General features: G+C 67.5%; 31 protein-coding genes and 1 pseudogene. 30 read left to right on the top strand and 2 right to left on the bottom strand.

Annotation, left to right across the window (positions count from 1 at the left end):
• Window positions 1-20: 20 nt before the first annotated feature.
• The 19 genes and pseudogenes from rplN to FVP33_RS09615 all read left to right on the top strand — a co-directional run bounded on the left by rplN (window position 21) and on the right by FVP33_RS09615 (window position 12,053).
• Complete coding sequence (gene rplN, locus FVP33_RS09705) at window positions 21-389, top strand: 50S ribosomal protein L14 (RefSeq protein WP_147783467.1); 369 nt, start codon at window positions 21-23, stop codon at window positions 387-389.
• Window positions 390-391: 2 nt separating this feature from the next.
• Window positions 392-727, top strand: a pseudogene (gene rplX, locus FVP33_RS09700) (50S ribosomal protein L24); the annotation flags it as partial.
• A gap of 146 nt (window positions 728-873) precedes the next feature.
• A complete protein-coding gene (gene rplE, locus FVP33_RS09695) occupies window positions 874-1,470 on the top strand; it encodes a 50S ribosomal protein L5 (protein WP_147783465.1) in 597 nt (198 codons plus the stop codon).
• 75 nt (window positions 1,471-1,545) lie between these two features.
• Complete coding sequence (gene rpsH, locus FVP33_RS09690) at window positions 1,546-1,944, top strand: 30S ribosomal protein S8 (protein ID WP_147783464.1); 399 nt, start codon at window positions 1,546-1,548, stop codon at window positions 1,942-1,944.
• A 7-nt stretch (window positions 1,945-1,951) separates the two neighbouring features.
• The gene (gene rplF / locus FVP33_RS09685; protein ID WP_147783463.1) at window positions 1,952-2,488 is read left to right on the top strand and encodes a 50S ribosomal protein L6; all 537 of its coding nucleotides are present in this window, start codon (window positions 1,952-1,954) and stop codon (window positions 2,486-2,488) included.
• Window positions 2,489-2,490: 2 nt separating this feature from the next.
• Complete coding sequence (gene rplR, locus FVP33_RS09680) at window positions 2,491-2,862, top strand: 50S ribosomal protein L18 (RefSeq protein ID WP_147783462.1); 372 nt, start codon at window positions 2,491-2,493, stop codon at window positions 2,860-2,862.
• A 32-nt stretch (window positions 2,863-2,894) separates the two neighbouring features.
• Window positions 2,895-3,557: a 30S ribosomal protein S5 gene (gene rpsE, locus FVP33_RS09675; protein WP_147783461.1), complete on the top strand. Its 663-nt coding sequence runs from the start codon at window positions 2,895-2,897 to the stop codon at window positions 3,555-3,557.
• Window positions 3,557-3,742, top strand: coding sequence for a 50S ribosomal protein L30 (rpmD, locus tag FVP33_RS09670; protein ID WP_097060176.1), 186 nt, complete (start codon window positions 3,557-3,559; stop codon window positions 3,740-3,742). Before rpsE ends, rpmD begins: the two co-directional genes overlap by 1 nt.
• Window positions 3,742-4,488: a 50S ribosomal protein L15 gene (gene rplO, locus FVP33_RS19785; RefSeq protein ID WP_147783460.1), complete on the top strand. Its 747-nt coding sequence runs from the start codon at window positions 3,742-3,744 to the stop codon at window positions 4,486-4,488. Before rpmD ends, rplO begins: the two co-directional genes overlap by 1 nt.
• A gap of 103 nt (window positions 4,489-4,591) precedes the next feature.
• Window positions 4,592-5,917: a preprotein translocase subunit SecY gene (gene secY / locus FVP33_RS09660; RefSeq protein ID WP_147783459.1), complete on the top strand. Its 1,326-nt coding sequence runs from the start codon at window positions 4,592-4,594 to the stop codon at window positions 5,915-5,917.
• A complete protein-coding gene (locus FVP33_RS09655) occupies window positions 5,914-6,501 on the top strand; it encodes an adenylate kinase (protein WP_147783458.1) in 588 nt (195 codons plus the stop codon). The genes secY and FVP33_RS09655 overlap by 4 nt, the downstream gene beginning before the upstream one ends.
• Entirely contained in the window at window positions 6,501-7,331 is an 831-nt protein-coding gene (map, locus tag FVP33_RS09650; RefSeq protein WP_147783457.1) for a type I methionyl aminopeptidase, read from the top strand. The genes FVP33_RS09655 and map overlap by 1 nt, the downstream gene beginning before the upstream one ends.
• 367 nt (window positions 7,332-7,698) lie before the next feature.
• A complete protein-coding gene (gene infA, locus FVP33_RS09645) occupies window positions 7,699-7,920 on the top strand; it encodes a translation initiation factor IF-1 (RefSeq protein WP_055811571.1) in 222 nt (73 codons plus the stop codon).
• A gap of 97 nt (window positions 7,921-8,017) precedes the next feature.
• Window positions 8,018-8,134 carry a 50S ribosomal protein L36 gene (gene rpmJ, locus FVP33_RS09640; RefSeq protein WP_147783456.1) on the top strand — a complete coding sequence of 39 codons (117 nt, stop codon included), beginning with the start codon at window positions 8,018-8,020 and terminating at the stop codon, window positions 8,132-8,134.
• Window positions 8,135-8,358: 224 nt separating this feature from the next.
• Window positions 8,359-8,739, top strand: a complete 381-nt coding sequence (gene rpsM, locus FVP33_RS09635) for a 30S ribosomal protein S13 (RefSeq protein ID WP_147783455.1) — start codon at window positions 8,359-8,361, stop codon at window positions 8,737-8,739.
• Window positions 8,740-8,811: 72 nt separating this feature from the next.
• Window positions 8,812-9,210, top strand: a complete 399-nt coding sequence (gene rpsK, locus FVP33_RS09630; RefSeq protein WP_147783454.1) for a 30S ribosomal protein S11 — start codon at window positions 8,812-8,814, stop codon at window positions 9,208-9,210.
• A gap of 160 nt (window positions 9,211-9,370) precedes the next feature.
• Window positions 9,371-10,366, top strand: coding sequence for a DNA-directed RNA polymerase subunit alpha (locus FVP33_RS09625; protein ID WP_147783453.1), 996 nt, complete (start codon window positions 9,371-9,373; stop codon window positions 10,364-10,366).
• 53 nt (window positions 10,367-10,419) lie between these two features.
• Complete coding sequence (gene rplQ, locus FVP33_RS09620; RefSeq protein WP_147783452.1) at window positions 10,420-10,971, top strand: 50S ribosomal protein L17; 552 nt, start codon at window positions 10,420-10,422, stop codon at window positions 10,969-10,971.
• A 59-nt stretch (window positions 10,972-11,030) separates the two neighbouring features.
• A complete protein-coding gene (locus FVP33_RS09615; protein ID WP_147783451.1) occupies window positions 11,031-12,053 on the top strand; it encodes a GNAT family N-acetyltransferase in 1,023 nt (340 codons plus the stop codon).
• On the opposite strand, the gene FVP33_RS09610 is transcribed toward FVP33_RS09615, so the two are convergent.
• A complete protein-coding gene (locus FVP33_RS09610) occupies window positions 12,050-13,969 on the bottom strand; it encodes an acyltransferase family protein (RefSeq protein ID WP_147783450.1) in 1,920 nt (639 codons plus the stop codon). The genes FVP33_RS09615 and FVP33_RS09610 overlap by 4 nt on opposite strands.
• 86 nt (window positions 13,970-14,055) lie before the next feature.
• On the opposite strand from FVP33_RS09610, the gene truA reads away from it, so the two are divergent.
• The 4 genes from truA to glmM all read left to right on the top strand — a co-directional run bounded on the left by truA (window position 14,056) and on the right by glmM (window position 17,502).
• Window positions 14,056-15,012: a tRNA pseudouridine(38-40) synthase TruA gene (truA, locus tag FVP33_RS09605; RefSeq protein WP_246142279.1), complete on the top strand. Its 957-nt coding sequence runs from the start codon at window positions 14,056-14,058 to the stop codon at window positions 15,010-15,012.
• Window positions 15,013-15,153: 141 nt separating this feature from the next.
• Window positions 15,154-15,600: a 50S ribosomal protein L13 gene (rplM, locus tag FVP33_RS09600; protein WP_147783449.1), complete on the top strand. Its 447-nt coding sequence runs from the start codon at window positions 15,154-15,156 to the stop codon at window positions 15,598-15,600.
• Window positions 15,601-15,631: 31 nt separating this feature from the next.
• Window positions 15,632-16,120 carry a 30S ribosomal protein S9 gene (gene rpsI, locus FVP33_RS09595; protein ID WP_147783448.1) on the top strand — a complete coding sequence of 163 codons (489 nt, stop codon included), beginning with the start codon at window positions 15,632-15,634 and terminating at the stop codon, window positions 16,118-16,120.
• Between the two features lie 20 nt (window positions 16,121-16,140).
• Window positions 16,141-17,502, top strand: coding sequence for a phosphoglucosamine mutase (gene glmM / locus FVP33_RS09590; protein ID WP_147783447.1), 1,362 nt, complete (start codon window positions 16,141-16,143; stop codon window positions 17,500-17,502).
• A gap of 136 nt (window positions 17,503-17,638) precedes the next feature.
• Here the strand turns inward: glmM and coaA are convergent, their stop codons facing one another.
• A complete protein-coding gene (coaA, locus tag FVP33_RS09585; RefSeq protein WP_147783446.1) occupies window positions 17,639-18,598 on the bottom strand; it encodes a type I pantothenate kinase in 960 nt (319 codons plus the stop codon).
• Window positions 18,599-18,683: 85 nt separating this feature from the next.
• Between coaA and glmS the strand changes: the two genes are divergently transcribed.
• Genes glmS through tsaD form a run of 7 tightly spaced genes read left to right on the top strand, consistent with a single transcriptional unit; the run spans window position 18,684 to window position 24,676 of the window.
• Window positions 18,684-20,540, top strand: a complete 1,857-nt coding sequence (gene glmS, locus FVP33_RS09580; protein WP_147783445.1) for a glutamine--fructose-6-phosphate transaminase (isomerizing) — start codon at window positions 18,684-18,686, stop codon at window positions 20,538-20,540.
• Window positions 20,541-20,544: 4 nt separating this feature from the next.
• On the top strand, window positions 20,545-20,916 hold the full coding sequence (locus FVP33_RS09575) for a holo-ACP synthase (protein ID WP_147783444.1): 372 nt from the start codon (window positions 20,545-20,547) through the stop codon (window positions 20,914-20,916).
• A complete protein-coding gene (alr, locus tag FVP33_RS09570) occupies window positions 20,913-22,016 on the top strand; it encodes an alanine racemase (protein WP_147783443.1) in 1,104 nt (367 codons plus the stop codon). The genes FVP33_RS09575 and alr overlap by 4 nt, the downstream gene beginning before the upstream one ends.
• Window positions 22,016-22,501, top strand: a complete 486-nt coding sequence (gene tsaE / locus FVP33_RS09565) for a tRNA (adenosine(37)-N6)-threonylcarbamoyltransferase complex ATPase subunit type 1 TsaE (RefSeq protein WP_222706678.1) — start codon at window positions 22,016-22,018, stop codon at window positions 22,499-22,501. The genes alr and tsaE overlap by 1 nt, the downstream gene beginning before the upstream one ends.
• Window positions 22,501-23,127 (top strand): tRNA (adenosine(37)-N6)-threonylcarbamoyltransferase complex dimerization subunit type 1 TsaB, encoded by a 627-nt coding sequence (tsaB, locus tag FVP33_RS09560; RefSeq protein WP_147783442.1) that lies wholly within the window; start codon window positions 22,501-22,503, stop codon window positions 23,125-23,127. The genes tsaE and tsaB overlap by 1 nt, the downstream gene beginning before the upstream one ends.
• Window positions 23,127-23,630 carry a ribosomal protein S18-alanine N-acetyltransferase gene (rimI, locus tag FVP33_RS09555; protein ID WP_147783441.1) on the top strand — a complete coding sequence of 168 codons (504 nt, stop codon included), beginning with the start codon at window positions 23,127-23,129 and terminating at the stop codon, window positions 23,628-23,630. The genes tsaB and rimI overlap by 1 nt, the downstream gene beginning before the upstream one ends.
• Window positions 23,627-24,676 carry a tRNA (adenosine(37)-N6)-threonylcarbamoyltransferase complex transferase subunit TsaD gene (gene tsaD, locus FVP33_RS09550; RefSeq protein ID WP_147783440.1) on the top strand — a complete coding sequence of 350 codons (1,050 nt, stop codon included), beginning with the start codon at window positions 23,627-23,629 and terminating at the stop codon, window positions 24,674-24,676. Before rimI ends, tsaD begins: the two co-directional genes overlap by 4 nt.
• Window positions 24,677-24,766 lie beyond the last annotated feature (90 nt).

Genomic DNA, 24,766 nt, shown 5'->3' with positions numbered 1-24,766 from the left:
CTTCGTATAAGGACACGTAAATGCTTCAGCAGGAATCCAGGCTCAAGGTCGCCGACAACACCGGCGCCAAGGTGCTGCTTACGATTCGCGTACTCGGTGGCTCAGGCCGCCGCTACGCCGGACTCGGTGACGTCATCGTCGCCACGGTCAAGGACGCGATCCCGGGCGGCAACGTCAAGAAGGGTGACGTCGTCAAGGCAGTCATCGTTCGTACCAAGAAGGAGACCCGTCGTCAGGACGGGTCGTACATCAAGTTCGACGAGAACGCAGCGGTCATCCTGAAGGCCGACGGAGACCCCCGCGGTACCCGTATCTTCGGACCGGTCGGTCGCGAACTCCGCGACAAGAAGTTCATGAAGATCATCTCGCTGGCACCGGAGGTCATTTAATCATGGCGAACATCAAAAAGGGCGATCTCGTCCAGCTCATCAGCGGCCGCAGCCAGGCTCGCGGAGGCGACCGTGGCAAGCAGGGCCGTGTGCTCGAGGTGCAGGTCGAGAAGAACCGCGTCGTGGTCGAGGGCATCAACTTCGTCACGAAGCACGTTCGCGTCGGACAGACCCAGCGCGGAACCAAGACCGGCGGCATCGAGACGCACGAGGCCCCCGTGCACGTGTCGAACGTGCAGCTGGTCAATCCAGACACCAAGCAGCCGGCTCGCGTCGGCTTCATGGTCGCGACGGATGACAAGGGCAAGACCACGCGCACGCGCTACTTCAAGGACTCGCGTCGCGTGCCCGTGAAGAAGGCCGCGGCCAAGAAGGCAGACCAGGCCCCGAGCGACGCCGTCACCGACGAGGACGCTCCCCAGGTCAAGGCTGCCCCCAAGGCGAAGGCCGAGCCGAAAGCCAAAGCAACGAAGGACGCCGAGTAATGACTGACACTGCAACCGCAGCGCCGGCTGGCAAAATCCAGCCGCGCCTCAAGCAGAAGTACAAGACTGAGATCACCGCTCAGCTCACCAAGGACTTCGGCTTCACGAACGTGCACCAGGTGCCCGGACTCGTGAAGATCGTCGTGAACACCGGCGTCGGCGAGGCAGCTCGCGACGGCAAGATCATCGATGGGGCCGTCAAGGACCTCACCGCGATCACCGGCCAGAAGCCGCAGGTCACCGCGGCTCGCAAGTCCATCGCTCAGTTCAAACTGCGCGAGGGCCAGCCGATCGGCGCCCACGTCACCCTTCGCGGTGACCGGGCCTGGGAGTTCCTCGACCGCCTGCTGTCGCTCGCCCTGCCCCGCATCCGCGACTTCCGCGGCCTCAGCGACAAGCAGTTCGACGGCAACGGCAACTACACGTTCGGCCTCACGGAGCAGTCGATGTTCCACGAGATCGACCAGGACCGCATCGACCGCGTCCGTGGCTTTGACATCACCGTCGTGACCACGGCGAAGAACGACGACGAGGGTCGCGCGCTGCTCAAGGCGCTCGGCTTCCCGTTCCGTAACGCAGAGAACACCCCGAAGTAATCCAGCTCCACCGATCACACAGGTCGGCAGTTTCCGAAAAAGCTGTCGAAACCGGGTGAGGAAGGCACCACCATCATGACAATGACAGATCCGGTCGCAGACCTGCTGACCAGACTGCGCAACGCGAACTCGGCCTACCACGAAACCGTGTCAATGCCGAGCAGCAAGCTCAAGTCCCACATCGCCGAGATCCTCAAGTCCGAGGGTTACATCGGTGGCTGGAAGATTGAGGATGCCCGCGTCGGCAAGACCCTGACCATCGACCTCAAGTACGGCCCGAACCGCGAGCGCTCCATCGCTGGAATCAAGCGCGTTTCGAAGCCCGGACTTCGCGTCTACGCAAAGTCGACCGAGATCCCGCGTGTTCTCGGCGGACTCGGCGTCGCGATCCTGTCAACCTCCTCTGGCCTCCTCACGGATCGCCAGGCGTCGAAGAAGGGCGTGGGTGGGGAAGTCCTCGCCTACGTGTGGTAGCCAACTCATGTCACGTATTGGACGTCTTCCCATCGACATCCCCGCCGGGGTCGATGTAACGCTGGACGGCTCCGCCGTCACCGTCAAGGGACCGAAGGGCGAGCTCAACCTCACCGTCGCGAACCCTATCGAGGTGTCGATCGAGGACGGCCAGCTTCTGGTCACTCGTCCGGACGACGAGCGCGAGTCGCGTTCGCTGCACGGCCTCACCCGCACCCTCATCGCCAACCAGATCATCGGCGTGACGACGGGGTACTCGAAGGCCCTCGAGATCGTCGGAACTGGTTTCCGCGTGCAGGCCAAGGGCGAGTCGCTCGAGTTCGCACTCGGCTACTCGCACTCGATCACCGTCGACCCCCCGGCCGGCATCTCCTTTGCCGTCGAAGGCAACACCAAGCTGACGGTGCACGGCATCGACAAGCAGGCCGTCGGAGAGGTCGCCGCCAACATTCGTAAGTTGCGCAAGCCGGAGCCCTACAAGGGCAAGGGCGTTCGCTACGCAGGCGAGGTAGTCCGCCGCAAGGCCGGAAAGAGTGGTAAATAATCATGGCTCTCGGAACTAGAGGCAAGAGCAAGTCGGCCGCAAAGGGCCGCAGGCACGCACGTCTTCGCAAGAAGATCGTCGGCACCGAGCTTCGACCGCGTCTCGTGGTCACGCGTTCGGCCCGCCACGTCTTCGTGCAGGTCGTCGACGACAGCAAGGGTTTCACCCTGGCGTCGGCGTCGACCCTCGAGGCCGACCTTCGCACCTTCGATGGTGACAAGACGGCCAAGGCGCGCAAGGTCGGCGAACTCGTCGCCGAGCGCGCGAAGAAGGCCGGCATCGCGGCCGTTGTATTCGACCGTGGTGGCAGCAAGTACGCGGGACGCGTCGCTGCCATCGCCGAGGGAGCTCGAGAGGGTGGACTGGACCTGTGAGCGACACCACAAACACAAGCAAGGAGGCCGTCGTGGCTACTGAAGCCGAACCGACCGTCGCGGTCGTCGAGACTGCAGCCGCAACCGAGCCTGCCGCCAACGAGCCCCGCGAGGCTCGTCGTGGCGGTCGCGAGCGCAACCCCAACCAGCAGCGCGGGAGCCGTGACTCTGAGAAGAGCCAGTTCCTCGAGCGCGTCGTCACGATCAACCGCGTGTCGAAGGTCGTCAAGGGTGGTCGTCGCTTCAGCTTCACCGCTCTCGTCGTCGTCGGCGACGGCAACGGTCTGGTCGGCGTAGGTTACGGCAAGGCCCGCGAGGTGCCCACCGCGATCTCCAAGGGCGTCGAGGAGGCGAAGAAGAACTTCTTCCGCGTTCCCCGCGTCGGCGTCACCATCCCGCACCCCGTCCAGGGCGAGGCCGCCGCAGGCGTTGTCCTGCTGCGTCCGGCATCCGCCGGTACCGGTGTTATCGCCGGTGGCCCGGTTCGCGCCGTGCTCGAGTGCGCCGGAATCCACGACGTGCTGAGCAAGTCGCTCGGCTCGTCGAACACGATCAACATCGTGCACGCAACGGTCGCTGCGCTCAAGCAGCTCGAGGAGCCGAGTGCGGTCGCCGCACGTCGTGGCCTCTCGCTCGAGGATGTCGCCCCGCCGCGCCTCCTGCGTGCCCAGGCTGACGCAAAGGCAGGTGTCTGATGGCTGCTCGCCTGAAGGTGACCCAGATCAAGTCCAAAATTAGTGAGAAGCAGAACCAGCGCGACACGCTGCGGAGCCTTGGGCTTCACCGCATCGGCGACGTCGTGGTTCGCGAGGACAACTCGCAGAACCGCGGTTACGTTCGTACCGTCGCTCACCTGGTCAAGGTCGAGGAGATTGACTAATGGCTGACGAGAAGAAGCCAGCAACCGAGAAGGCAACGGCCGCCAAGGCCGCCGCCCCGAAGGCCGCTGCCGCAAAGTCGGACGCGCCGAAGACCGCAGCGAAGGCCCCGGCCAAGGCAGCGTCCAAGCCCGCCGCAGAGAAGGCAACCGCCGAGAAGACCGCCAAGGCGGATGCTCCGAAGGCCGCAGCTCCGAAGGCCGCAGCCTCCAAGGCTGCCGCTGCGAAGAGCGACGACGCGACCGTTGCGTCGTCGGCCAAGTCGGCTCCGGCCGCCAAGAAGGCGGCCAAGCCCGTCGTCGAGGCGCGCCCGCAGGTGCTGAAGATCCACCACCTCCGTCCGGCTCCGGGTGCCAAGAAGGACCGCACCCGTGTCGGTCGCGGTGAGGGCTCCAAGGGCAAGACGGCCGGTCGTGGCACCAAGGGCACGAAGGCCCGCTACCAGGTTCGCGTCGGGCTCGAGGGTGGAAACCTGAACAGCATCATGCGTACCCCGAAGCTTCGCGGCTTCACGAACCCGTTCCGGGTCGAATACCAGGTCGTCAACCTGGAGAAGCTCGCCGAGCTGTACCCGGCCGGCGGAGACGTCACGATTGGCGACCTCGTCGCCAAGGGTGCCGTTCGCAAGAACGAAAAGGTCAAGGTTCTTGGCGCAGGTGACATTGCGGTTAAGCTGAACGTTGCAGTCGACAAGGTCTCCGGCTCTGCCGAGCAGAAGATTGTCGCAGCGGGCGGTTCCGTAAACTGAAGTCCCCGGGCGGATCGTTCGCTCGGTTGACTTTCGTAGAGTAGTCGCCCAGGTGGCCCGAAAGGGCCACCTGCTTGCCCGAAGAGTTCAACCAGGAGGCCTCGTGTTCAGAGCCGTAGCGCGGATTTTCCGCACCCCCGACCTTCGCAAGAAGATCGGCTTTACGCTCGCGCTGATTGCCCTGTTCCGGCTTGGATCCTTCATCCCGGCGCCGTTCGTCAACTTCGGCAACGTGCAGGCGTGTCTCGCAGCAAACTCCGGCACGTCCGGGCTCTACGAGCTCGTCAACCTCTTCAGCGGTGGGGCCCTGCTCCAGCTGTCGATCTTCGCGCTCGGAATCATGCCGTACATCACGGCGTCGATCATCGTGCAGCTTCTGCGCGTGGTCATCCCGCACTTCGACACCCTCTACAAGGAGGGCCAGTCCGGCCAGGCCCGCCTGACCCAGTACACGCGCTACCTCACCATCGCGCTCGGCGTTCTGCAGTCGACCACGCTCATCACCGTGGCCCGCAGCGGTGCCCTCTTCCCGAGTTCCACCGGTACCTCCGCCTGTTCAGCGCTCATCACCAACTCCGCGTGGTACGCGATCCTGCTCATGGTGATCACCATGACCGCCGGCACCGGCCTCATCATGTGGATGGGCGAGCTCATCACCGAGCGCGGCATCGGCAACGGAATGTCGATCCTCATCTTCACCTCGATCGCCGCACGCTTCCCCGGGTCCCTCTGGGCGATCAACCAGTCGAAGGGCTTCGAGACCTTCCTGTTCGTGATCCTGATGGGCGTCGTGATCATGGGCCTCGTGGTGTACGTCGAGCAGTCGCAGCGGCGCATCCCCGTGCAATACGCCAAACGGATGGTCGGGCGGCGGACCTACGGTGGCAACAACACCTACATCCCGATCAAGGTCAACATGGCCGGCGTCGTCCCGGTGATCTTCGCGTCCTCGCTGCTCTACCTGCCGGCCCTGATCGCGCAGTTCAATCAGCCGGCACCCGGCAAGGCCCCGGCCGCCTGGGTCACCTGGATCACCGACAACCTGCGCACGGGCGACAACCCGCTGTACATGGCGCTGTACTTCCTGCTCATCGTCGGGTTCACCTACTTCTACGTCGCGATCACCTTCAACCCGGAGGAGGTCGCCGACAACATGAAGAAGTACGGTGGCTTCATTCCGGGCATCCGCGCCGGGCGACCGACCGCCGAGTACCTCGACTATGTGCTCACCCGCGTGACGCTCCCCGGATCGCTGTACCTGGGCCTCATCGCCCTCGTTCCGCTCATCGCGCTCGGGCTGTTCGGTGCCAACCAGAACTTCCCGTTCGGTGGGGCGAGCATCCTGATCATCGTGGGTGTCGGACTCGAGACCGTGAAGCAGATTGACTCCCAACTGCAGCAGCGGCACTACGAGGGTTTGCTCCGGTGACCCGCCTCCTGATCGTCGGGCCTCCCGGGGCCGGCAAAGGTACCCAGGCGGCTCGTCTCGCAGCGGCCTATGGCATCCCGGCCATCGCCACCGGCGACATCTTCCGGCACAACATCGCCGACAAGACGCCGCTCGGCATCGAGGTCAAGGCGATCGTGGATGCCGGGGACTACGTTCCGGACTCGCTCACGAACGCGCTCGTCACGAGCCGGCTCGACGAGGAGGACGCCCGCGACGGCTTCCTGCTCGACGGCTACCCGCGCACCCTCGACCAGGTTTCCTACCTCGACGATCTGCTCGCCTCCAAGGGTCAGGCCCTGGATGCCGTGATCCGTCTGGTCGCGGACCAGGAGGAAGTGGTCTCCCGACTGCGCAAGCGCGCGATCGACCAGGGCCGCGTGGACGACTCCGAGGCGGCGATCCGTCACCGCCAGGAAGTATACGCGCGCGAGACCACGCCGCTCATCGACGTCTACCGCGAAAAGGGCCTGCTCATCGAGGTCGACGGCCTCGGCGAGATCGACGACGTGAGCACCCGCATTTCCGAGGCTCTCGCCGCCCGACAGATCGCACCAGTCGCTTAGTGGCTTTTCGCAAGAGCATCTACAAGACGCCCGCAGAGCTCCGGCTGATGGTGGCGCCGGGCCTGGCGACGGCTGCCTCCCTCGCCGCGGTGCGGTCGGCGATCCGGCCCGGGATCACGACGCTCGAACTGGACCGGCTGGCCGAGGAGGCCATCCGTTCGCTCGGTGGCGTGCCCAACTTCATGAAGGAGCCCGGCTACCACCACACGATCTGCTCCTCGGTGAACGACGAGGTCGTCCACGGAATCCCCGGGGCGCGGCTGCTCGAGGCCGGCGACGTCGTCTCCATCGACAGCGGCGCTGAACTCGGCGGCTGGAACGGCGACGCGGCACTGACCGTCGTGATCCCGGATCCGTCGAGGCCCGACATCGTTCGCGAGCGCGAGACGCTGGCTAGGGTGACCGAGCAGTCGCTGTGGCACGGGATCGCGGCCCTCGCCTCCGCTCGCCATCTCAACGAGGTCGGTGCGGCGATCGAGGACTACATCGCCTCGCAGGGGGAGTACGGCATTCTCGAGGACTACGTCGGCCACGGCATCGGCCGGTCCATGCACGAGGAGCCCCCGGTTTTCAACTACCGGGTGCGCGACCGAGGACCCCAGGTGAAGCCGGGGCTCGTGGTGGCGATCGAACCGATGGTGACCCTCGGCGGCATCGACACCGTCACGCGGGGCGACGAGTGGACCGTGGCCACGAGCGACGGCAGCGCGGCAGCGCACTGGGAGCACTCCGTGGCGGTGCACGCCGGCGGTATCTGGGTACTCACGGCGGAGGATGGCGGGGCCGCCGCCCTGCGCCCGCTCGGCGTCGTTCCCGTTCCGATCCCGTAGCCCAGCCCGCGCCGCGCGACCGCGCGATTGTTACCCTTTGTCGCGATTGGGCCTGGTCGAGGGGGCACCTTCGCTACAAGGGGGAGCAGTGACCCGGGTGCGGGGCCGTCGTCCGAACGAGGGGCAGACGTGCGCACGAGGGCCGGGCGGATGCCGCGGGCCGGTTCGCGGCCAGCGGAAGCGAATTATAGGCACGGATTGGCAAAACACCCGGGATTGGCATAAGATTGATCCTTGGTGTGTGCTGCCCGTTAAAGCGTGCCTTCTGGCATGTCCGGCAACGGGCCGTGTTCCGCGATGCGGGACGAGTGCACGACACCAATCCACCCGCACGACCAGCAAACAATATTTTAGCGACGAAGAGGCTATGGCCAAAAAAGACGGTGTCATCGAGATCGAAGGCGCAGTAGTCGAAGCTCTGCCCAACGCAATGTTCCGCGTTGAGCTGACCAACGGCCACCGTGTTCTTGCCCACATTTCGGGCAAGATGCGTCAGCACTACATCCGCATCCTCCCCGAGGACCGCGTGATTGTTGAGTTGAGCCCATACGACCTGACCCGTGGCCGGATCGTCTATCGCTACAAATAGGCCCCACCACGGAGCAGCTGCTGGAAAGTAACGGCCCTCCCGTCGCGTTCGCGAGACCGCCTCGAGGGTACGAAGACAGCGAGAGCAAGGAAAAACTATGAAGGTCAAGCCCAGCGTCAAGCCCATCTGTGAGCACTGCCGCGTCATCCGACGCAACGGCAATGTCATGGTGATCTGCAAGAACAACCCGCGTCACAAGCAGCGCCAGGGCTGAGAGCGAAGGCCATTTCTGGCCTTCGCAGCCCTGACGCGGGCGACCGTCTCGGTCGCCCGGTCCGTTGGTCCACGCGACCGACACGGTCCACACAACTGAATACGTACAACACATAGCAACACCAGAACCGGCCGGCTGCATTCGCAGGGCGGGGGACACCAGCGGCTGGAGGCCGCTGAACAGGTGCTGCCACAGACCTCCACTCACCACCAGGAGAAGCCACAATGGCTCGTCTAGCAGGCGTAGACATTCCGCGCGATAAGCGCGTGGAAGTCGCACTCACATACATCTACGGCGTCGGCCGCACGAGGGCACTCAAGACCCTCGCCGACACCGAGATCAGCGGAGAGATCCGCGTCAAGGATCTGACCGATGACCAGCTCATCGCGCTCCGGGACTACATCGAAGGCAATTTCAAGGTGGAGGGTGACCTCCGTCGCGAGGTCGCAGCCGACATCCGACGCAAGGTGGAGATCGGAAGCTACCAGGGCATCCGTCACCGTCGCGGCCTGCCTGTCCACGGACAGCGCACCAAGACCAACGCTCGCACCCGCAAGGGCCCGAAGCGCACCGTTGCAGGCAAGAAGAAGGCCGGCCGCAAGTAACCCTTCGCGTTGCGGCCGCACTAGCGGCACCGACGGAAATGTCACTCGAGCTTTAGATCTCAGGAGAAATTCATGGCAGCACCAAAGGCGGCAGTTCGCAAGCCGCGTCGTAAAGAGAAGAAGAACATCGCCGTGGGCCAGGCCCACATCAAGAGCACCTTCAACAACACCATCGTGTCCATCACGGACCCGACCGGCGCTGTTATCAGCTGGGCTTCGTCCGGCGGAGTCGGCTTCAAGGGCTCGCGCAAGTCGACCCCGTTCGCCGCACAGCTTGCTGCGGAGTCCGCGGCTCGCCAGGCGCAGGAGCACGGCATGAAGAAGGTCGACGTCTTCGTCAAGGGACCCGGATCGGGTCGCGAGACCGCCATCCGTTCGCTTCAGGCCGCCGGCCTCGAGGTCGGATCGATCAACGACGTCACCCCGCAGGCGCACAACGGATGCCGCCCGCCGAAGCGTCGTCGCGTCTAACCATCTTTTCGCTGCTCGGCGGCGCGGCGTGCTGCGTCGCGCTGCCGGGCTGGCACGCCAGTACATCACTTTCGAACACAACTCAATAGACCGGCGGGCCAGCCACCCAGCCGAACGCACAAGTGTCAAATAGCGGACACTTCGCCGAAAGGAATCAACAGTGCTTATTGCACAGCGTCCAACTCTTACCGAAGAGAACATCTCCGAGTTCCGTTCGCGGTTCGTCATCGAGCCGCTCGAACCCGGTTTCGGTTACACCCTCGGTAACTCCCTTCGTCGCACCCTGTTGTCCTCGATTCCCGGCGCTGCAGTCACGAGCATCCGCATCGACGGCGTGCTGCACGAGTTCAGCACCGTTCCCGGTGTGAAGGAAGACGTCACCGAGATCATCCTGAACATCAAGGGACTCGTCGTCTCGAGCGAGCACGACGAGCCGATCACGGCGTACCTGCGCAAGCAGGGGGCCGGCCAGGTCACGGCGGCCGACATCTCGGCTCCGGCCGGTGTCGAGATCCACAACCCGGAACTGCTCATCGCCACCCTCAACGACAAGGCGAAGTTCGAACTCGAGCTCACCATCGAGCGTGGCCGCGGCTACGTGTCGGCCACCCAGAACCGCAGCGAGTTCAGCGAAGCCGGCCAGATCCCGGTCGACTCGATCTACTCGCCCGTGCTCAAGGTCACCTACCGCGTCGAGGCGACTCGCGCGGGGGAGCGCACCGACTTCGACCGCCTGGTCGTGGATGTCGAGACGAAGAACGCGATCACCCCGCGTGACGCGATCGCTTCGGCCGGTCGCACGCTGACCGAGCTCTTCGGTCTGGCGCGCGAACTGAACACGGCGGCAGAGGGCATCGAGATCGGCCCGGCACCCGTCGACGCCGTTCTCTCGTCCGAGCTGAGCATGCCGATCGAAGACCTCGACCTGTCTGTGCGCAGCTACAACTGCCTCAAGCGCGAGGGCATCAACACCGTCAGCGAGCTGGTCGCTCTCTCGGAGACCCAGCTCATGAACATCCGCAACTTCGGACAGAAGTCGGTGGATGAGGTCAAGGACAAGCTCGTCGAGCTTGGCCTGTCGCTCAAGGACACCGTTCCCGGCTTCGACGGGGCGCACTTCTACAGCGGCTACGACGACGTCGAAGAAACCAACTAGGGCGCGTCGTTCTCGACAACCTCACGACTTCTTTCACATCTGGAGATTAAGAAATGGCTGCACCAACTAAGGGACCACGCCTCGGCGGTGGACCGGCGCACGAGCGCCTCATGCTTGCGAACCTCGCGGCTGCCCTGTTCACCCACAAGAGCATCAAGACGACCGAGACGAAGGCCAAGCGCATGCGCCCCCTCGTCGAGCGTCTGATCACGTTCGCGAAGCGCGGTGACCTGCACGCGCGTCGTCGCGTGCTAGCTGTCATCGGCGACAAGACCGTGGTCCACGAGCTCTTCACCGAGATCGCGCCGCTCGTCGAACTGCGCGAGGGCGGCTACACCCGCATCACGAAGCTGGGCTTCCGCAAGGGAGACAACGCGTCGATGGTGCAGATCGAGCTCGTTCTCGAGCCCGTGTCGCCCAAGCCGAAGTCGGCCAAGAAGACCGCGGCCGCCGCCGCGGCTTCCGCGCCGGCCGAGGTCGCCGTCGAGGAGACCGAGCCTGCCGCGGAGGAGGCTCCCGTCGAGTCTGCCGAGCAGGCCGAGGCAGTCGAGGTCGAGACCGCCGAGGTCGACGCCGAGGCAGCACCGGTCGGCGACGCGAAGTAACTTCTTCGAATACCAGATTTTGGCCCCGCTCATCGAGCGGGGCCATTACTGTTTTGTTCGTGAACGAGTCTCCTCTCTCCTCGCGGGTGGTGGCACCGTCGACGGTCGACATCCCCGAATTCCGCGGCACCGTGTGGCGAGCGGCGCGGCTCGGCGACGTCGATGCGATCACCGGGATGATGCACGCCGCCGACAGGGTCGACCACCCGCGCTACCTCACCCAGCGCGACGAGGTGCTCGACAGTCTGGACAGCTCGTACATCGACGCCGCCCGGGACACCATCGTCGGAATCGACCTCACGAACTCCTACGTCGCCTTCGGTAGCGTCGCCCTGCTGCCCGGCCAGGAGACCCTCGTGCGATCCGTGCTGTTCGGGGCGGTCGACCCGGCGTGGCGGGGTAAGGGGATCGGGCGCCAACTGCTGCGCTGGCAGGAGCAGCGGGCCCTGCAGCAGCTCGCGACCTCGGACAAGCCACTTCCCGGCTGGATCCTCGCCTTCATCGACGACGAGGCGATCCAGACCAACCACCTCTTCGCCCGAGCGGGGTACCGCACCGCGCGGTACTACTTCGAGCTGCGCCGACGATTCGACGAGCCGATCCCCGAGGTGCCGGTGCCCGAGGGGTTCTCCATCGCGAATCCCGTGCCGGCGAGACACGAGGAGCTCCGACTGGCCCGCAATGACGCCTTTCGGGACCACTGGGGCAGCCAGCCCACGACCGAGGAGCAGTGGGACCGGTTCGCGCGCCGCTCCGTGTCCCGCCCGGACCTCTCCTTCGTGGTGACGGCCCCGACCGGCGAGGTCGCCGGGTTCCTCCTCACCGAGGTGAACCGGGAGGACTGGCCGGGCCAGGGCTACTCATCGGCATACATCGACCTCGTGGGAGTCACCAGGGCGTGGCGTCATCGCGGCATCGCCCCGGCGATGCTCGTGGAGGCCCTGCGGGCGATCAAGGCCGAGGGACTCGACAGCGCGGTGCTCGACGTCGACTCGGACAGCCTCACCGGCGCCCTCACCCTGTACGAGGGCGTCGGCTTCCGCCAGTCCGGCCGCAGCCGCAGCGTGCACAAGATGTTCTAGAGCGGGATGCTGGCCAGCCCGAAGTCGTTGGGTCCGAGCGCGGGCGGCAGCTCCGCCAGCCGCTGCAGGGCATCGGTCACGGCACGCGCATAGATCGCGCCCCCGGCGCTTCCCGGGTGGATCTGATCGCGTGCCAGCAGATCGAGGTGCCCGGCGATCGCGTCTCGCCAGTTCGCGAGCTCCACGTCGCGATACTGCTGGGCGAACCGGGAGAGGGTGGAGTTCACGCCATCGGTCCAGCCGCGCGGCGCCTGCACGTTGATCATCACGATGTCGTGGGCGCTGCCGGCGATCGTGCGCACCGCGTCGAGGGTCGACCGGTCGATCGGTCCGTTCGTGCCGAGCCCGATCAGCACGGTCGGCCGCAACGTGCCGGCGGCCACCATGCCCTGCAGGATGGACGGCACCGAGGAGAGCTGGCGCGAGACGACGGCGTCGATCTGGATGCCGGGAAAGGTCGACTGAAGCTCCGGCGCCGAGGCGAGCATCACCGAGTCGCCGATCGCGGTGATCTGGTCACCGCCCGGCAGCGCGGCGGGTGGGCGACCTGGCGTCGGCCCCCCGGTGGCGTCGGGAGACCTGTGGCTGTCGATCGACCGCTCGCCCTGCTCGACCGCGACCTGGCTCGAGGTCTTGCCCGGATCGCTCGCGATGGCGGCGACCGAGGCGCCGACCGCGACGAGGGCGATGGCGACCGCGGCCAGGGCGGCGACGAGCCTCGGTGCGGAGGCGCGCCATCCGCTCGTCCACGCTCGAAGCGTTGCCCGGAATCCGTTCAGACGGATGGGGCGCTCCACGAAGCGGTAGGACGCGACCGAGACCCCGACCGTGATCACGAGCGCGACGGCGCCCATCGCCCAGCCGTCCCCTCCCGTGCGCTGCCAGCCGGGCAGGGCCGCGACGACGAGAACGAAGACCGGCCAGTGCCAGAGGTAGAGACCGTAGGATCGCTCGCCGATCCAGCGCAGCGGCGCGCTGTCGAGCACGCGGCCGAGGACAGATCCGGTGCCGATGGAGCCGAGGATGGCGACCGCGGTGAGGAGGGCCACGCCGATCAGTCCACCCCGGTAGACGAACGGCGCGCTCGCGGGCATCGACACCGCGAGCGCGCAGAGGGCCACGATGGCTGCGGCTCCGAACGCGGCACCGATCATCGCCGCGAATCGGCGGCGCGCGAGCGTCGCGAGCCGCTCGGGCGCCTCGTTCAGCAGGATCGCGATCGCCGCGCCGATGGCGAGGCCGAAACAGTGGGTGTCCGTGCCGTAGTACACCCGCGTCGCGTCGGCGCCCGGGAGGTAGATCAGCCACATGGCGGCGGCAGAGGCGACCGCCAGGGCGACCACGAGGCCGATGCGCAGGCGCCCGGAGGGCACGAGCAGCAGCACCAGCATCGCCAGGGGCCAGACCAGGTAGAACTGTTCCTCCACCGCGAGCGACCAGAGGTTGCGGAAGAGCTCGGGGGTGGTGCCGTCGAAGTAACTCTGCCCGGCGCCGATCGAGAGCCAGTTGCTGCTGAAGGTGGTGGCGCCGAGCACCTGCCGTCCGAGGTGCACGAGCACGTCTCCGCCCAGGACGAGTGCCAGCGCGCTGCCGGAGACGACCACGAGCGCGAGGGCGGGGAGCAGTCGGCGGGCGCGGCGCATCCAGAACGCCCCGAGTCGGATGCGGCCGGTCGACTGTCTCTCCCGCAGCAGGAGCCCCGTGATCAGGAAGCCGCTAATCACGAAGAAGACGTCGACCCCGAGGTAGCCGCCGGGCACAGCCCCGGGAGTCAGATGGAAGAGGATCACGGCCAGGACGGCGATCGCCCGCAGCCCGTCCAGCCCAGCGAACCGGCCAACGCGACGGTCGCTCGACGGCACGGTAGCCGGGGTGGCAACCGCCGCTGAGGAGGAGAGGAGGAGGGAAGGAGTCATGGCGTGCAGTTCGAGTCTTGTCGTGCGAAGGGGCGAGGTCAACCCGAGGCGGGGGCGGCCGCCGGATTGGCCAATAGACTTCAGAAGTGGACGGGGAAGGCGTGATCGACGCGGGCGCTGGCTACACGCGCATCCGGCTCGACATCGCGTACGACGGCGGCAATTTCAACGGCTGGACGAAACAGCCGGGGTTGCGCACCGTGCAGGGCGAGCTCGAGGCGGCTCTCGCCATCATCTTCGGCCGTCGGGGCCCCGCGCCGACCCTCACCGTCGCCGGCCGCACCGACGCCGGGGTGCACGCGACCGGCCAGGTTGCCCATCTCGACCTGTCGGCCGAACAGCTCGGCTGGCTGACCCGCCCGCGAGGAAAGAAGGCCACCGGCGGCCGGCGATTCGACGGTCCGACCGCGCTCGGGCGGCGGCTCAATGGCATCGCGGGTCTCGAAACCGACGTCTACGTCTCGCGAGCGGTGGTCGCCCCCGAGGGATTCGACGCTCGGTTCTCCGCCGTCTGGCGACGCTACGAATACCGGGTGTCCGACAACTCCGGTCCCCGGAACCCGCTGGAACGCAACCGCACTCTCTGGTACCCGGCCGCGCTCGACCTCGACAGGATGGCGGTCGCCGCGGAGTCCCTCGTCGGCCTGCACGACTGGGCGGCGTACTGCAAGCCGCGCGAGGGCGCCACGACCATCCGCACCCTGCAGGAGTTCGCCTGGCGACGGGACGCGGATGGTGTGCTCGTCGCCGAGGTGAAGGCCGACGCCTTCTGCCACAGCATGGTGCGCTCCCTCGTCGGGGCGACGATCGCGGTGGGTGAGGGCAAGCTCGAGGTGGAACGCCTGACCGCGCTCCGTGACGAGCTGGACCGCACGAGCGAGTTCAACGTCGTGCCGGCGAAGGGCCTCACCCTCGTCGAGATCGGCTATCCGCCAGACGACGAACTGGCCGCGCGGGCGGAGGTCACCCGCGCCCGCCGGCCGCCGCTCGAGACCTCGGGCACCGCCGCGTTTGACCGCATCCCGGCGGATGGACTAATCTAGACCCTTGGTGCCTGCGCCCTTTCGCGCTGCACCCGAACTTGAGCCCTCCACCGGCAGTGTTCCCGGCAAGTCTTTGCCTGGGAACGCCCATCGGAGTGGGATTCACGAACGCCTCATTTCGACAAAGAAAGCAGCACTATTGTGACGCGCACCTTTTCTCCCAAGCCCGAAGATGTCCAGCGCGACTGGGTCATCATCGACGCGACCGACATCGTTCTCGGCCGTCTGGCGAGCCACGCGGCAGTCCTGCTGCGCGGCAAGCACAAGCCGACCTTCGCCCCGCACATGGACATGGGCGACTTCGTCATCATCATCAACGCCGAGAAGGTGGCCCTGACCGGCGCCAAGCTGGCGCAGAAGAAGGCCTACCGCCACTCGGGCTACCCGGGCGGCCTCACGGCGACCACCTACTCCGAGCTCCTCGAGAAGCACCCGACGCGCGCCGTCGAGAAGGCCGTTCGTGGCATGCTCCCCAAGAACTCCATTGGTCGTGCACAGCTCACCAAGCTCAAGGTCTACGCAGGCGCCGAGCACCCCCACGCTGCCCAGCAGCCCAAGACCTACACACTCGGCCAGGTCGCGCAGTAGCGCGCACCAGTAACTAAAGGATTCGTACAACATGGCGAAGATCGAAGATTCAATCGACGAGGCAGTTCTCGAGAGCTACTCGACCGAGAGCCCGGCCGAGACCGCAGTGAAGGTGCCCCGCGCCGTCCTCAACGTGCCAGGAGCGGCCGTCGGCCGTCGCAAGCAGGCCATCGCCCGCGTGCGCATCGTCCCCGGCTCCGGCACCATCACGGTGAACGGCCGCACGCTCGCCGACTACTTCCCCAACAAGCTGCACCAGCAGCTGATCAACGACCCGTTCAAGGTGCTCGACCTGCTCGGCAGCTACGACGTCATCGCCCGCATCACCGGCGGAGGCCCGTCCGGCCAGGCCGGCGCCCTGCGTCTCGGCATCGCGCGTTCGCTCAACCAGATCGACGAAGAGAACAACCGCGCCGCGCTCAAGAAGGCGGGCTTCCTCAGCCGCGACGCTCGCGTCAAGGAGCGTAAGAAGGCCGGACTCAAGAAGGCCCGCAAGGCGCCCCAGTTCTCGAAGCGCTAACCCGCGCCGAAAACACCCTCATGCCGCGTTTGTTCGGCACCGACGGGGTCCGTGGTCTCGCAAACCAGGACATCACGGTGGAGCTTGCAGTGAGCCTTGCCCAGGCGGCGTCAGTCGTTCTGGGCAAGGGGCGCTTCGCCGACGGTCGTCGCGCCTCCGGGCGTCGACCGGTCGGTGTGATCGCGCGCGACCCGAGGGTCTCCGGCGAGTTCATCGCCGCGGCGGTCGCGGCCGGCTTCGCGAGTTCTGGCGTTGACGTGCTCGACGCCGGCATCATCCCGACTCCGGCGGCCGCGTTTCTCATCGCGGACGTGAAGGCCGACTTTGGCGTGGTCATCTCCGCCTCGCACAACCCCGCGGCCGACAACGGCATCAAGTTCTTCGCGGTGGGGGGCACGAAGCTCCCCGATGAGGTGGAAGACCGCATCCAGGCCGCGCTCGACGAAAAGAAGCTCGCGCCCACCGGCGTGGAGGTCGGTCGCATCCGCCGCTTCGCCGACGCGGAAGACCGCTACGTCGTGCACCTGCTGTCCACCCTCCCGCATCGTCTCGACGGCATCCACGTCGTGCTCGACTGCGCGAACGGTGCGGCCTCCGGCATCTCGCCCGAGGTGTTCACCGACGCGGGCGCCACCGTCACCGTGATCGGCGCAGACCCGGACGGCTACAACATCAACGACGGCGTGGGGTCCACCCACCTCGACGTTCTCTCCGCCGCGGTTCTCGCGCACGGGGCGGACGTCGGCATCGCCCACGACGGCGACGCCGACCGCTGCCTCGCCGTGGATCACCTCGGTCGCATCGTCGACGGCGACCAGATCATGGCCGTGCTCGCGGTGTCGATGAAGGAACGCGGCCTGCTCAAGGAGAACACGCTCGTGGCGACGGTCATGAGCAATCTGGGGCTTCGGGTGGCGATGGCCGAACACGGCATCACCCTCCTGCAGACGGCGGTCGGCGACCGCTACGTGCTCGAGGCGCTCAACGAGCGCGGCCTCAACCTCGGCGGTGAGCAGTCCGGGCACGTGATCATGAGCGACCACGCGACCACCGGCGACGGCATCCTCACCGGGCTGCAGCTGCTCGCCGAGATGGCCCGCACCGGCAAGTCGCTTGCCGAGCTCGCCGCGGCGATGACCGTCTACCCGCAGATCATGATCAACGTGCGCGGCGTCGAGCGTGCTGCGCTGAAGTCGGACGAGGTGGTCGCCGCCGCGGTGGCCGCGGCGGAGGAACGGCTCGGCTCCACCGGGCGGGTGCTGCTGCGCCCCTCCGGCACCGAGCCGCTCGTTCGCGTGATGGTCGAGGCGCAGGAGCAGTCGGTGGCGGATGAGATCGCCCACTCACTCGCGGACGTCGTGCGCGCACGCCTCACCGTCTAGTCCGGCCCACGCGCCGCGAGCGTGCCCGTTTGTCGTCCGTGTGCTCGGGCGACCGGTGACAATCGCGACGAAGGGGTACCTTCGCGGGTCGCCGGGGAGGATGTCCGGGGAGGCGGGAGGGCCGAAGCCCGGCGAACTAGATCTTGCGCAGCAGAACGCTGTCCACCGCGTGGTCGGCGCCCTTGCGCAGAACGAGATCGGCTCGTGACCTGGTCGGCAGCACGTTGCGCAGCAGGTTGGGCTCGTTGATGCGCTTCCAGATCTCGAGTCCCTTCGCCGTCGCCTCCTCCGTGCTGAGCGCGGCGTAGCGGTGAAAGTAGGACTGCGGATTCGCGAAGGCGCCGCGCTGGAGCTTGAGAAAGCGGTCGACGTACCAGCCGGCGATGTCGGAGGTCCTGGCGTCCACGTAGATGGTGAAATCGAAGAGGTCGCTCACCGCGAGTCCGTGCCCGCTCGCCGGCGGCTGAAGAACGTTGAGTCCCTCCACGATCAGGATGTCCGGCGCTCGAACCACGATCTCGGCATCCCGCACGATGTCATAGCTGAGGTGCGAGTAGAACGGGGCGCGCACCTCAGGTTCCCCGCTCTTCACCCGGGTGACGAACCGCAGCAGCGCCCGGCGGTCGTACGACTCCGGAAAGCCCTTGCGTTCCATCAGGCCGCGTCGCTCGAGTTCCGTGTTGGGCAGGAGGAAACCGTCCGTCGTCACGAGTTCGACGCGCGGCGTGTCGTCCCAGCGGGAGAGCATCTCGCGCAGCAGGCGCGCGACCGTCGACTTGCCCACAGCCACCGAGCCGGCCACGCCGATCACGAACGGGGTCGCCTTCGAGTCCCGGTGCAGGAATCGGCTGGTGTCGGCGTGAAGCCGCCGAGCACCGACCGCATACAGGTTGAGCAACCGGCTGAGCGGCAGGTAGACCTCGGTCACCTCGCGCAGGTCAAGGCGGTCGCCGAGACCGCGCAGCTCCACGATCTCGGTCGGACTCAGGGGCAGTTCCGTGGTGGGGGCGAGATCGGCCCAGTCGGCGCGGTCGATTTCGACGAACGGCGTCGAATGGCCGTTGCCGCCGGTGTGCGCAGACCCGTGCTCAGACATAGGGCAACAGGCTACCGGAGTCGGGCTGCGCCGCGGAGCACGGGCGGGCGCGCGTTGCCCGGGACATAACGTAAAATCGAGTTTCATGTGTGGAATCGTGGGATATGTCGGCAGCAACAAGAGCGTCGAGGTGCTGCTGGGCGGTCTCCGCCGGCTCGAATACCGCGGATACGACTCGGCGGGCATCGCCGTGATCGACCCGGAGGGCGAGCTGCACACGCGCAAGCGCGCCGGCAAGCTCCAGGTGCTCATCGACGACCTCGATGCCGCGAACATCGCGAACGGCTCAACCGGAATCGGCCACACCCGCTGGGCCACGCACGGCGGACCCAACGACCAGAACGCGCATCCGCACCTCGGGGACGACGGCAAGCTCGCCCTGATCCACAACGGCATCATCGAGAACTTCGCGGAACTCAAGGCGGAGCTCGTCGCCGCCCATCCGGACACCGTCTTCACGAGCGAGACCGACACCGAGGTCGCCGCGCTCCTGGTGGGGCTCGAATACCAGAAGACGGGGGACCTCGCCGAGGCGCTGCGCAACGTCGTCGCCCGACTGCACGGCGCGTTCACCCTTCTCGTGCTGCACAAGGACGAGCCCGGCGTCGTCGTCGGCGCCCGTCGCAACTCGCCCCTCGTGATCGGGCTCGGTGATGGCGAGAACTTCCTCGGTTCCGACGTGGCCGCCTTCGTGGAACACACCCGCCGCGCCGTGGCGATCGGCCAGGACCAGATCGTGACGATCACCTCGGATGCGGTGAGGGTCACCGACTTCGATGGCCTGCCGGTGGAGAGCCAGGAGTTCGAGATCACCTGGGATGCGTCCGCGGCCGAAAAGGGCGGCTGGTCGAGCTTCATGGCCAAGGAGATCAGTGAGGAGCCGGAGGCCATCTCCAAGACCCTCCTCGGCCGGATCGTCGACGGGGCGGTTCGCCTCTCCGAGCTGGACGTACTCGGCGAGGGCGCGCTCGCAAACATCGACCGCGTCGTGATCCTCGGCTGCGGCACCGCGTCGTACTCGGGCATGCTCGGCAAGTACGCGATCGAGAAGTGGGCGAGGATCCCCGTGGATGTGGAGCTCTCGCACGAGTTCCGCTACCGCGACCCGGTGATCAACGACCGCACGCTCGTCGTCTCGATCAGCCAGTCCGGCGAGACCATGGACACCCTCATGGCCGTCAAGTACGCGGTGGCCGCCGGGGCGAAGACGCTGTCGATCTGCAACACCCAGGGCGCGACCATCGCTCGGGAGTCGGATGCCGCCATCTACACGCATGCGGGTCCCGAGGTCGCGGTGGCCTCCACGAAGGCCTTCGTGGCGCAGGTCGCCGCGCTCTACCTCTTCGGCCTGCACCTCGCGCAGGTGCGCGGCACCCTGTCGCCGGAGGAGATCTCCGGACTTCTCGGCGAGTTGCAGGCGCTCCCCGACCAGCTCGCCACCGTGCTCGAGCAGCACGACGCGATCACCCAGCTCGCCGGCTGGATGACCGACACCCGTTCCGTGCTCTTCCTCGGCCGGCACGCCGGCTACCCGGTGGCCCTCGAGGGCGCTCTCAAGCTCAAGGAGCTTGCCTACATCCACGCGGAGGGTTTTGCGGCCGGCGAGCTCAAGCACGGTCCCATCGCCCTGATCGAGCCTGGCCAGCCCGTGTTCGTGATCGTGCCGAGCCCGCGTGCCAAGGATTCGCTGCACAAGAAGGTGGTCTCCAACATCCAGGAGATCCGCGCCCGTGGCGCCCGCATCCTCGCGATCGCCGAACAGGGCGATGCCGCGGTGCTGCCGTATGCGGACCTCGTGATCCCGATTCCGCTCGCCTCGACGCTCTTCGAGCCGCTGCTCGCGGTGGCTCCGCTGCAGATCTTCGCGATGGAGCTGGCCGCGGCGAAGGGGCTCGACGTCGACCAGCCGCGCAACCTCGCCAAGTCAGTGACCGTGGAGTAAGGACGTGATCGTCGGCATCGGCGTGGACGTTGTCGACCTCGCGCGGTTCGAGCGTGCGGCCGACAGGACTCCGGCGCTGCTCAACCGGCTTTTCGCCGACAGCGAGCTGTGGGACGGCCCCGCCAAGCGGCCGCTGCGATCGATGGCCGCGCGATTCGCGGCCAAGGAGGCGCTGATCAAGGCGATCGGCGATTCGACCGGGGTGCGCTGGCACGACATGGCGATCGTCTCCGACGGACTCCGCAATCCGTCGTTCGAGGTGTACAACGCGCTCGCCGGAATCGTGGCGGCTCGCGGGATCACCGCCATCCACGTGTCCATGAGCCACGACGCCGGGGTCGCCGTCGCCTACGTCGTGGCGGAGGGCATCGGATGACCGCCCGCCCCATGCGCGAGGCGCGAGTCGACCTCGGCGCGATCTCCCACAACGTGGGCACCCTCGCGCGAGCGGTCGGCACCCCGCACGTGATGGTCGTCGTCAAGGCTGGGGGTTACGGCCACGGTGCGGTCGCCGCGGCGGGGGCGGCGCTAGCGGGTGGGGCCGACTGGCTCGGCGTTGTGGACATGCGCGAGGCACTCGACCTGCGGGCGGCGGGAATCACCGCGCCCGTGCTGGCCTGGCTTCACGACCCGCTGGCGAGCTTCGACGAGGCGATCGCCGCGGGAATCGACCTGGGGGTGAGCTACCCCGAGCAGCTCGAGCGCGTCGCCCACGCCGCCGGGACCGCGTTCGTGCAGCTCAAGGTGGACACCGGCCTCGGACGCAACGGCGCCTCGGGCAGCGAATGGCCGCAGTTCTTCGCCGCGGCGGCCGCCCACGAACGGGTCGGCCGCATCCGCGTGCGCGGACTCTGGAGTCATCTCGCCAACGCCGGGGCCGCCGAAGACCTGCTTCAGGTGGAGGCCTTCGAACGCGCCATCGCCCTCGCCCGTGAGAGCGGCCTCGACCCACAACTGCTTCACCTCGCCGCCACCGCCGGCGCACTGCGGGTGCCGTCGGCGCGGTTCGACCTGGTGCGGCTCGGCATCGGCGCCTACGGACTCTCCCCGTTCGACGACGCGACGTCCGCCGACCTGGGCCTGCGCCCCGCCCTGGAGCTGAGCGCGACGATCGCCTCGGTGAAGCGGGTACCGGCGGGCAGCGGGGTGTCCTACGGCTACGACCACAGGACGGCGACCGAGGCGACGCTGGCGCTCGTTCCGCTCGGCTACGGCGACGGCATCCCGAGACACGCGTCCAACCGCGGACCGGTGTCCATCAACGGCCGCACCTATCGGATCGCCGGGCGGGTCGCGATGGACCAGTTCGTGGTGGACGTGGGAGACAACCGGGTTTCGGTGGGCGACCGGGCAGTTCTCTTCGGCGACCCGTCTACCGGTGTGCCGTCCGCCGACGACTGGGCGGCGGCCGCCGACACCATCAACTACGAGATCGTCACGCGCCTCGGCGCCCGGATCGAGCGGACCAACCGCTGATGCGGGTGACGATAGCCACTCCCGAGGAGATGGCCGCTCTGGGCGCGGCGATCGCGCGACAGCTGAGGGCCGGCGACCTCGTGGCGCTCAACGGAGAACTCGGGGCGGGCAAGACCACCCTCACCCGCGGACTCGGCGAGGCGCTGGGGGTGCGCGGCGCCGTCACCAGCCCCACCTTCGTGCTCGCCAGAACGCACCCGCGGGAGCACGGCGGGCCACCGCTCGTGCACGTGGACGCCTACCGTCTCGGCCGGGCGGCCGAGCTGGACGATCTCGACATCGACTTCGCGTCATCCATCGTGGTCGTGGAATGGGCGGCCGGCATGCTCGACGGAGTGACCGACGATTGGCTCGAGGTGGCGATCGAGCGTCCGACCGGAGGCCCGACTCCCGGTTTCGACGCGGAGGACGAGGATGCCGTCGAGCCGCGCGAGGTCACCATCACCGGCCACGGTGAGCGGTGGAGTCGGCTTAAACTGGCCTGATGCTTCTCGCCATCGACACCTCGGCCGGATCGAGTGTCGCAATCGTCGACCGCGACCGCGGCACCATCGTCGAACTGGGGGAGGCGGATACGCGTCGCCACGCCGAGGTCATCGGCACCCTCATCGCCCTCGCGCTCGCTGAGTCCGGAGTCTCCATCCCGGAGCTGTCCGGCGTCGCGGTCGGGATGGGGCCCGGTCCGTTCACCGGGCTGCGGGTGGGGATCGCGGCCGCCCAGGCCTTCGCGTTCGGCGCCGGCAAGCCGGTCGTGCGCGTCGTGAGCCACGACGCCGTGGCCTGGGGACACTACGCGGCAGGGAACACCGGCCCGCTGCTCGTGGTCACCGACGCGAGACGCCGGGAGGTCTACTGGAGCACCTACTCGGGGGCGGACGAGTTCGGCCTTCCCGAGCGATCACGCGGCCCGGCCATCGAGAGCCCGGCCGGCCTCGAGACGCTGGGCCTCGACGGGCACGCCCGCATCGATGCCGCCGAGGTCTCCGCGGCATCCGCGGGCCTGCTCGCCGAGGGGCTCTTCCAGCACCGGCGCGCGTTCGCCGGCCCGGAGGCGCTCTACCTGCGCGCCCCGGACGTCACCGTCTCCGCCGGCCCGAAGAGGGTGAGCTGATGACCTGGAAGCTGCGAACCGCCACCGTCGACGACCTCGACCACATCATGGAGCTGGAGACGGGCACCTTCGGCAACGACGCGTGGTCGAGGGACGCGATGCGCCGCGACCTCATCAACCGGCAGTGCTACTACCTCGTGGCCGAGCGCCTGGGCTTCCCGGGCGAGCTGGACGGCTACGCCGGCCTGTTCGCGCCGAGGGGCGCTCTCGAGTGTGACATCCAGACCATCGCCGTCGCCGAGTCGGCACGGCGCTCCGGGCTGGGACGCACGCTCATGCAGGCGCTCATCGGCGAGGCGCGCAAGCGAGGCGCCACGGAGGTGTTCCTCGAGGTGCGGGCGGACAATCCCGGCGCGCACGAGCTCTACCGCACCCTCGGATTCGAGGACATCGCCGTGCGGGTGGCCTACTACCAGCCGGATGGCGTGGATGCCGTGGTCATGCGCCTGCTCATCCCGGAGCCGACCACGCAGCCGACCACCGAGTCGGCGGCCGGCGAATGAGCGCATCGGGACCCCTCGTCCTCGGTATCGAGACGAGCTGCGACGAGACGGGCGTGGGCATCGTGCGTGGCACGACACTCCTCGCCAACGTGATCGCGTCGTCCATGGACGAGCACGCCCGCTACGGCGGCGTCGTTCCGGAGATCGCCGCGCGAGCGCACCTCGAGGCACTCACCCCGGCGCTGACGGCCGCGCTCGCCGAGGCGAAGGTGTCGCTCCACGATCTTGACGCGATCGCCGTGACGAGCGGTCCCGGACTGTCCGGCGCGCTCATGGTGGGCGTGGCGGCGGCGAAGGCGCTCGCCCTCTCTCTCGGCAAGCCGCTCTACGCCGTCAACCACCTGGTCGGTCACGTCGGGGCCGACGTGCTCTCCGGCGAGGACGTCGAATACCCCACGATCGCTCTTCTCGTCTCCGGTGGCCACACCTCCCTCCTGCTGGTGCGCGATCTGGTCTCGGATGTCGAACTCCTCGGCGAGACGATCGACGACGCGGCGGGCGAGGCCTTCGACAAGGTCGCGAGACTGCTCGGGCTTCCGTACCCGGGCGGTCCGCAGATCGACAGGGTCGCCGCCACCGGCGACCCGGCGGCGATTCGCTTCCCGCGTGGACTCAGCCAGCCGAAGGACATGGACAGGCACCGGTACGACTTCTCGTTCTCGGGGCTCAAGACCGCTGTCGCGCGCTGGGTGGAGCGCGCCCGCGACGCCGGCGAGGAGGTGCCGATCGCGGATGTCGCCGCCAGCTTCCGGGAGGCGGTCACCGACGTGCTACTCACCAAGGCGGTCGCGGCGTGCCGCGATCGCGGGGTGCCCCGCCTTCTGCTCGGCGGTGGCGTGGTCGCCAACGCGCGGGTTCGCGAGGTCGCGGCCGAGCGTTGCGCCGCGGCCGGGATCGAGCTGAGGATTCCGCCCCTGTCGCTCTGCACCGACAACGGAGCGATGATCGCCGCGCTCGGCGCCCAGCTGATCGAGTCCGGCCACGCGCCATCCGATCTCTCCTTCGGCGCCGATTCGACCCTTCCCGTCACCGTCATCCAGGCCTGAGCCGGCCAATTGCGCCCGTGGCGCTGTTTGACATGCCGCAACGACGGTGAAAGGCTGAGAATTGCCTGATACCGCCGACCTCTCCCTAAG

This window comes from Lacisediminihabitans profunda, assembly GCF_008040105.1.
Taxonomy (GTDB): domain Bacteria; phylum Actinomycetota; class Actinomycetes; order Actinomycetales; family Microbacteriaceae; genus Lacisediminihabitans; species Lacisediminihabitans profunda.
The sequence above is the reverse complement of the archived record's forward strand: the minus strand, read 5'-3'. Positions and strand labels throughout refer to the sequence as shown.